The sequence below is a fragment of the Anaerotignum sp. genome, from assembly GCF_017483025.1.
GTDB lineage: Bacteria > Bacillota > Clostridia > Lachnospirales > Anaerotignaceae > Anaerotignum_A.
Genome location: NZ_JAFUMA010000109.1, coordinates 1 through 8,059, shown reverse-complemented (window position 1 = coordinate 8,059; position 8,059 = coordinate 1). Strand labels below are relative to the sequence as shown.

Here is an 8,059-nt window from a genome sequence, read left to right as displayed (position 1 = left end):
GAAGGTATAGGTCTGCAAAACCAAGTCCTTCAAAGGGGCATCCTTGGTGGACGTAGAGAAAGTCTCTAACAAATCGAAAAACCATAGGTTTTCTTCATCGGCATACAAATTTTCGAACAGTTCTTCCAGCACTTCCTTCTGTAGCAGGGTGATTTCCGCAGGGTCGGCAGTGCGGACAGCAGGGTCGATCTCCAGAATATGATAATATTCCTTGATGACCTGCAGACAAAAGGCATGGATGGTCTTGATATCTGCCCGCGGCAAAAAAGCCATCTGATTCTGCAGATGGAGGTTATTGGGGTTTGCTTCCATTTCCTTTGCAATAGCCGCGCCGATGCGCTGGCTCATTTCCGATGCCGCCGCTTTGGTAAAAGTCACCACCAAAAGGCGGTCGATGTCCTGTTCTTCCTTGATGATGCGGGTAATGATGCGTTCTACCAGAACCGCCGTTTTACCGCTGCCCGCCGCCGCAGAAATGAGCAGGTCGCTGCCCCTTGCCTCGATGGCCTGTATCTGTTGGTCTGTCCATTTGTTTGCCATGCCGTTTCCCCCCGAAAATAAGGATTTTACTGGGCCCGTTTCAGCCGAATATGAAAGGGCACATAGCCCGTAAAAGAGCCCATAAAACTACTATAGGAATTATACCAGAAATTCCCGATAAATGCGAAGGAAAAACCAGACAGCACCCTGTCTCCAAACAGGTATCTTGCCGTGGTCTTATGGAATAGTTCCTGAAAGCCGCTTTGGTACAGATCGGCACACTGATGCAGCAGCTCCGCCAGTTCCCTTTCCTGCCCATCCAGCTCATAAATTTCCGCCATAACCACATTCATTTGCCCCCAGTCCAGCTCCTTTTTCCTGCGACGAACGATGCGGATGGTATGATGGATGGCTGCCAGCTTGAAAAAGCGCTGAATTCCTTCCATATCCAGCCTGTCCAGGTTTTCCCGAAAATAATTGAAGGACAGGGGCGTTTCTAAAAAGATTTCATAGGCATCGGCAGCGGTGCTTTCCACACACTGGGCGTAAAAGGCTGCCAAAAACGAATCCTCCAAAGCATAGGCCCTTACCGAAAGCCGTTCCCGTTCTTCCTCTATCCAACAGCGCACCAGGTTTTCCTTTTTTCTTCTTTCTAACATAAAAAATCACCTCTCTTCCATTTTAGAAGGAACGGTGACCTGATTCGGATATTTTTTCCGCAAAAAAAGACAAGCTCCCGCAAAATACGGGAGCCGTCTTTCTTGAGGTACTCTTAGCAGGAAGAGCAGTTGTTGCCGATACGGTTGTTGTTGCCACAGCAGCAGAACAGCAGGATCAGGATCCAGATCCAGGAGAAGCTGCCATTGCCCCAATCGTTGTCGCAGCCATCATGATTGTTGCCACAGCAGCAGAACAGCAGGATGATGATCCAAATGAAGCTATTGTCGTTCCCACAACCAAATCCACACATAATAAAATACCTCCTTAAGATGAAAGTGTTTCTTGTTACACTCCTATCCTATGAGGTATTTTGGGATTTCTTGCCTGTCTTGCTTTTTCTTTTTTTACTTACTTAGGTAAAATCAAATCGTTGATCGTGATATCCACCGTAAAGCCGCCCATTTCATCAGAAATGCTGACCAGCTTGATATTTTCCCCGTCTACGAAATGGAGCACATGGGTCATGCCGTTGGTTTCCCCCAGGGAAATGAGGTCGTTTTCATTGGCAATGCCATAGAAAACGGCGTACATACCGCTTTTACGGTATAAGTCCATAATATCCAGCGCCGCATCATAGCCTGCTTCGGTGCAGGTGAAAAGTGCTTTTGTTTTCTGTTCTGCCACGCCTATCACCCCTGTTTCTTTTCGATCAGGAGTTTTTCCAGTTCGTCAATAAAGGTATTGATATCCTTGAACTGACGATAAACGGAGGCAAAGCGCACATAGGCCACCTCGTCCACTTCTTTCAGTCTGTCCATGACCATATTGCCGATCTGTTTGCTTTCCACTTCTCTATCACCGGTACCCATCAGCGTATTTTCGATATCATCCACCAGATCCTGGATCTGCTGGGCTGTTACAGGGCGTTTGTTGCAGGATTTCATAATGCCGTTCATCACTTTGCTCTTATCAAAAATTTCTCTGGTACCATCGCTTTTGATAACGGTGATGGGGATCATGTCGATGCGTTCATAAGTAGTGAAACGTTTGCCGCAGCTTTCGCAGACACGGCGGCGGCGGATCACAGAATTATCATCCTGCCCGCGGGAATCAATGACTTTTGTATCATTATTATTGCAAAAAGGACATTTCATGGCAGCTTCCTCCTTTGAGTTTACATAGTTCTATTTTTCAGTATAAAGGAGAAAACTCGTCAGGTCAACACCTCAAACACTATATCTAGTATTTAATCTCCATCATTTCTCAGAATATCATCCCCGTCCACCTCCACCAGAATAATATCATCCCCGATGCGGCGGATACACCGCCAGGGCACGAAAAACGCCCGTTCCTTCCCGAAGAAATTCCACTTGCTGCCGTCCTCGGGAATGACCAGGGTGCAGATCTTCCCCGTCACGATATCCAGTTCCAGATCACAGACACACCCCAACCGCCTTCCATCGCAAATATTGATCACTTCTTTTTCCTGCAGGCAGGAAAATCTTTCCCATTTCATATTTATTCGCCCCCATTTTTGGTAAATCTTCTTTTATTTTATGCGAAAAAAGGCAGTCCAAAGGCTTACTTTCGTCATTCTGATAAAATTCATCTTTTTGCAGTGTTCCCCTTGACGCCTCCTCCAATATGCCATACAATATATATGCCTTAACTTTTTAATAAAAACTAGATATTGTGTTTTTGATTTGAAACAAGAAAGATCAGAATATTACCATATATCAAGGAAAAACAAGGAAAGAGGGAAGAAAAATGATCACGACCATCACCAAAAGAGACGGACGTACCGTCCATTTCGATATCAACAAGATCGCCAGTGCCATCGAAAAGGCTTTCGAAGCGACAGTAGGCAAGAAAGATTATGCCATCTGCCTGAACCTGGCGCATGAGGTTTCCAACAAATTTGAAGAAAAAGGCATCGACTCTCCCACCGTTGAACAGATCCAGGACAGCGTGGAACGCGTGCTGATCGACCACGGCTATGTGCGCACAGCGAAAGCCTATATCCTGTACAGAGCAGAACGTACCAGAGTGAGAAACATGAACGATCGTCTGATGAAAACCTTCGAAGACATCACATACAAAGATGCGACAGACAGTGACATCAAGCGCGAAAACGCCAACATCGACGGCAACACAGCCATGGGCTCCATGCTGAAATACGGTTCCGAAGGCGCAAAACATTTCTATGAAAGCTATGTGCTGAACCCTGCCCATTCCGAGGCCCACAGAAACGGCGACATCCATATCCACGATCTGGATTTCTACACACTGACAACCACATGCTGCCAGATCGACCTGCTGAAGCTGTTTGACGGCGGCTTCTCCACAGGGCATGGCGTATTGAGAGAACCCAACGATATCGCATCCTACGCATCTCTGGCATGTATCGCCATCCAGTCCAACCAGAACGACCAGCACGGCGGTCAGTCCATCGGCAACTTCGATTATGGCCTGGCTCCCGGTGTTGCAAAAACATATAAAAAACGCTATCGTTCCAATCTGGCTTCCCTGATCGAAGTGATGGACAGCCCTGAAAATGCAGAAAAAGCAAAAGCTGCCTTCCGTGTGCTGACTTCCGAAAATCTCTTCCCTACGCTGGACGGCTGCCAGAAATATAATGAAAGAGAAAAAGAACTGCTGCTGGAAGCAGGTGTAGACCCTGTGGTGCTGGAAAAAGCCCAGGCTTTCTCCGCGAAAAAAGCAACAGAAGAAACAGATAAAGCCACATATCAGGCGATGGAAGCTCTGCTGCATAACCTGAACACCATGCACAGCCGTGCCGGGGCACAGACTCCCTTCTCCTCCATCAACTATGGTATGGATACTTCCACAGAAGGCCGCATGATTATGAAAAATATCCTGCTGGTAACAGAAGCAGGCCTGGGCAATGGCGAAACGGCTATCTTCCCCATCCAGATCTTCCGTGTCAAAGAAGGTATCAACTTCAACCCCGGCGAACCCAACTACGACCTGTTCAAACTGGCCTGCCGCGTCAGCGCGAAGAGACTGTTCCCCAACTTCTCCTTCCAGGATGCGCCCTACAACCTGCAGTACTACAAAGAAGGCCACCCCGAAACAGAGATCGCTTACATGGGCTGCCGTACAAGAGTCATCGGCAACGTAAACGACCCCGAAAGAGAAATCACACTGGGCAGAGGCAACCTGAGCTTCACTTCTATCAATCTGCCCCGTATCGCCATTCTGGCAAATAAAAATATCGACTGGTTCTTCACAGAACTGGACAGAAAGATCGACCTGGTCATCGAACAGCTGCTGGAACGTTTCGAAATTCAGGCAAAGAAAAAGGTACACAACTATCCTTTCCTGATGGGTGAAGGCGTTTGGATCGACAGCGAAAAACTGGGCGTAAATGATGAAGTGCGCGAAGTGCTGAAACACGGTACATTGTCCGTTGGCTTCATCGGTCTGGCAGAAGCCCTGAAAGCCCTGATCGGCGTGCACCATGGTGAAAGTGAAGTTGCCCAGAATCTGGGTCTGGATATCATCGGCCACATGAGAAAACGCATGGATGAAATGTCCGAAAAAATGCGCCTGAATTTCTCCCTGCTGGCAACGCCTGCCGAAGGTCTTTCCGGCCGTTTCGTCCGCATGGACAGAGAACGCTTCGGTTCTATCGAAGGCGTAACAGACAGAGAATATTACACAAACAGCTTCCACATTCCCGTATACTACCCCATCAGTGCCTATAAGAAGATCCAGCTGGAAGCACCTTATCATGCACTGACAAATGCAGGCCATATCACATATATCGAACTGGACGGCGACCCCACAACAAATCTGGATGCTTTCGAAAAGGTGATCCGTTACATGAAATCTCAGGGCATCGGTTATGGTTCCATCAACCACCCTGTAGACCGTGACCCTATCTGCGGCTACAACGGCATCATCGGCGACACTTGCCCCAAATGCGGCAGAACAGAAACCGAAGGCGAGTATGGCTTCCAGCGTATCCGCCGTATCACAGGTTATCTGGTAGGCACACTGGATCGTTTCAACAACGCCAAACGTGCAGAAGTACGAGACCGTGTCAAACACTCCATCGTAACAGAAGTAAAATTAGAAGCAAAGGATTGATCCTATGAAAATCAGTCTCAGCGGCGTTACCGGGGATTCCATCGTAGATGGCCCCGGTATTCGCCTGACCATATTCACCCAGGGCTGCCCCCACAACTGCCCCGGCTGTCATAATCCCCAGACCCATGACCCCAATGGCGGTTCCTGGGGGGATACGGAGGATATCCTCGCCGCAGCGGCAGAAAATCCCCTGCTGGATGGCATCACCCTTTCCGGCGGTGACCCCTTCATGCAGCCTGTCCCCTGCCTGGAACTGGCAAAGGGTGCCCACAAAATCGGCCTGAATGTATGGACCTATACGGGCTATACCTGGGAAGCACTGTGGCAGGAAAATGACCCCGAAAAAATCGCCCTGTTAAAGGAGAGCGACGTCCTCATTGACGGGCCTTTCCTCCTGGCGGAACGCTCTTTGGAATTAAAATTCAAGGGCAGCAGAAACCAGCGCACCATCGACGTAAAAAAATCCCTGGAAGCAGGAGACATCGTCCTGTGGGAAGAACCAAACTATTTTGAATACTAAAAAGAAAGTCGAGCACAAGCGTGTTCGGCTTTTTTATTTTCTTAAGAAAACCTTACGATTTCCCCCCATTGCACAAAATTCCGTTTCAATATGGTAAACTTTTTTCAGACAAGTCCCGTCTGCTTAAATAAATCTTAAAAATTTTCCTGCTGGTTTCTTAAATCCCATCAGGTACAATAAAATCACAGAATGACGGAGGTGCACACGCATGTATAACATTTTGATCTGCGATGACGAAAAGGATATCGTATCCGCATTGTCCATCTATTTATCCACAGAAAATTACAATATCTTCACTGCATACACAGGCCAGGAGGCTCTGGACGTAGTGGCAAAACACGATATCCATCTCATCCTGATGGATATCATGATGCCCCAGATGGACGGCATCTCCGCCACAGCAAAGCTGCGGGAAACCTCCAATATCCCCATTATCCTGCTGACAGCGAAAAGCGAGGATACCGACAAGATTCTGGGGCTGAACATTGGGGCGGATGATTATATCACCAAGCCCTTCAACCCCATCGAAGTGCTGGCAAGGGTGCGCTCCCAGCTGCGCCGCTATACCTCTCTGGGCGGCATGGCGAAGAAATCCTCCCACCTGGTCATCGGCGGCATCGATCTGGATGATGAAGCGAAAATCGTTACCGTAGATGGGGAAGTGGTGAACCTGACCCCCAGCGAATACAATATCCTGAAGCTTTTGATGGAAAATCCCGGCAGGGTATTTTCCTCCACCCAGATCTACGAAAAAATCTGGAACGAGGATGCCTACGGTTCCGGCAGCGTTGTGGCAGTACATATCCGTCATCTGCGGGAAAAAATCGAAATCAATCCTTCCGAGCCCCGCTACCTGAAAGTAGTATGGGGTCTGGGGTATAAAATCGAGAAGGAGGCGAAAGAATGACGAAACTCTCCCATACTCTGGGAATGAAAGTATTTGCCTGTTTTCTGGCGATCCTTTCCGTGCTGGCGATGATTGCCAGCGGCTTTTGCGCCTATTATGCCAATGAATACAATTTCTATAGCGGACAGGCCACCCCCTATCACAAGACCGCTTCCTGCCAGAAAATCTCTTATCAATACGCCGCAGAACTGATCGACCAGTTGAACAGCGGCACATGGGGAGATTGGGAATCGGAAGCCTTTGCAGCAGAAAACACCAACTACCGCTGTGTCATCGTAACAGAATTCGGCGATATCCTTCTGGATAATATGACAGACAACGAAACCGTAGTTCTGGTATCGGAAGACCAATTTGTCCTGTATACAGATAGCGGCATTTTGGATAGCGTAAAATCAGAATGGCCCAATGTATCCGCAACCGCAGAGGCATCCACGACCGCAGAAGATGGTACCGATTCGATCAATGTTGTCGTAGAAAGCTATATCAAGGAACCGCCCACCGTGGCCGATGATTACTGGAACACCTTCTGGTTCCATCAGACTCTCTACGATATTCACAGCATGCTGCTGCCCATCCTGTTGGCAAGCGCCCTGATTTTCGCAGCAGCCCTTATCTATCTGCTCTGCGCCGCAGGCCATCGGGCAGGAAAAGAGGAAATCATCCCAAATCTGCAGGATAAGATACCCCTGGATCTGTATTTAGGCATCGTAGGCTTTATCAGTGTCACGATCGGGTTACTTCTGCTGGATGGAAATTCCTTCAGCCATATAGAAGCTGTTATCATGGGAGTTGCAGGTATCCTGACCCTTTCCATTCTGGCATTGGCAACGATTTTGACCTGCGCCACCCGCATCAAGCTGGGCAGATATTTTTATCAGAACACCATCGCCTATAAGCTATTCCATTTCGGCTGGAAGCTTTTCGCAGCCGTTTTCAGCACTCTTCTGGATGCCCTGAAAGCCCTTCCCTCCACTTGGAAAGTGGCCGTGGTATGGCTGGTCATCTCTTCTGTCTATGTGGGCGGCGGCTTTGGCGCAGTTCTCCTGAGCGTCGTGCTGCTGTTTGTATTCTGCACCATGGCAGCCCAGATGCAGCAGCTGAAGGAAGGCGGAGAAGCACTGGCAAAGGGAAATCTGAACAACAAAATTGACACCAAAAGGATGTTTCCCATGTTTCGCAAGCATGGGGAAAACCTGAACAGCATTTCCAATGGTTTTTCCATCGCTCTGGATCAAAAAATGAAGAGCGAACGGCTAAAAACAGAGCTCATCACCAATGTTTCCCACGATATCAAGACCCCTCTGACCTCCATCATCAATTACGTTGACCTGCTGAAAAAAGAGAATCTGGAAGGACAGGCGGCGGAATATATTGAAGTG

The 8,059-nt window shown here is 48.4% G+C and carries 10 protein-coding genes; 4 read left to right on the top strand and 6 right to left on the bottom strand.

All coding sequences use genetic code 11. The features are described 5' to 3' along the window. From IJ369_RS09585 to IJ369_RS09560, 6 genes are all read right to left on the bottom strand, one after another. Positions 1–540, bottom strand: a 540-nt coding sequence (locus IJ369_RS09585; protein WP_290718497.1) for a UvrD-helicase domain-containing protein, incomplete at its 3' end; no start/stop codon positions are given. A gap of 26 nt (positions 541–566) precedes the next feature. Next, complete coding sequence (locus tag IJ369_RS09580) at positions 567–1,139, bottom strand: hypothetical protein (RefSeq protein ID WP_290718496.1); 573 nt, start codon at positions 1,137–1,139, stop codon at positions 567–569. A 113-nt stretch (positions 1,140–1,252) separates the two neighbouring features. Then, positions 1,253–1,450 (bottom strand): chorion class high-cysteine HCB protein 13, encoded by a 198-nt coding sequence (locus tag IJ369_RS09575; RefSeq protein ID WP_290718495.1) that lies wholly within the window; start codon positions 1,448–1,450, stop codon positions 1,253–1,255. Positions 1,451–1,548: 98 nt separating this feature from the next. Continuing rightward, on the bottom strand, positions 1,549–1,824 hold the full coding sequence (locus tag IJ369_RS09570; RefSeq protein ID WP_290718494.1) for a hypothetical protein: 276 nt from the start codon (positions 1,822–1,824) through the stop codon (positions 1,549–1,551). 5 nt (positions 1,825–1,829) lie between these two features. Then, positions 1,830–2,294 carry a transcriptional regulator NrdR gene (gene nrdR / locus IJ369_RS09565; RefSeq protein WP_290718493.1) on the bottom strand — a complete coding sequence of 155 codons (465 nt, stop codon included), beginning with the start codon at positions 2,292–2,294 and terminating at the stop codon, positions 1,830–1,832. Positions 2,295–2,386: 92 nt separating this feature from the next. Then, positions 2,387–2,656: a YlmC/YmxH family sporulation protein gene (locus IJ369_RS09560; RefSeq protein ID WP_290718492.1), complete on the bottom strand. Its 270-nt coding sequence runs from the start codon at positions 2,654–2,656 to the stop codon at positions 2,387–2,389. A 251-nt stretch (positions 2,657–2,907) separates the two neighbouring features. Here IJ369_RS09560 and IJ369_RS09555 point away from each other — a divergent pair, with 251 nt between their 5' ends. The 4 genes from IJ369_RS09555 to IJ369_RS09540 form a co-directional block, all read left to right on the top strand. After that, the gene (locus IJ369_RS09555) at positions 2,908–5,253 is read left to right on the top strand and encodes an anaerobic ribonucleoside triphosphate reductase (protein ID WP_290718491.1); all 2,346 of its coding nucleotides are present in this window, start codon (positions 2,908–2,910) and stop codon (positions 5,251–5,253) included. 4 nt (positions 5,254–5,257) lie between these two features. Beyond that, positions 5,258–5,773: an anaerobic ribonucleoside-triphosphate reductase activating protein gene (gene nrdG / locus IJ369_RS09550; RefSeq protein WP_290718490.1), complete on the top strand. Its 516-nt coding sequence runs from the start codon at positions 5,258–5,260 to the stop codon at positions 5,771–5,773. A gap of 208 nt (positions 5,774–5,981) precedes the next feature. Then, complete coding sequence (locus tag IJ369_RS09545) at positions 5,982–6,680, top strand: response regulator transcription factor (RefSeq protein WP_290718489.1); 699 nt, start codon at positions 5,982–5,984, stop codon at positions 6,678–6,680. Next, on the top strand, positions 6,677–8,059 hold a 1,383-nt coding region (locus IJ369_RS09540), incomplete at its 3' end, for a histidine kinase dimerization/phospho-acceptor domain-containing protein (RefSeq protein ID WP_290718488.1). The genes IJ369_RS09545 and IJ369_RS09540, both read left to right, overlap by 4 nt.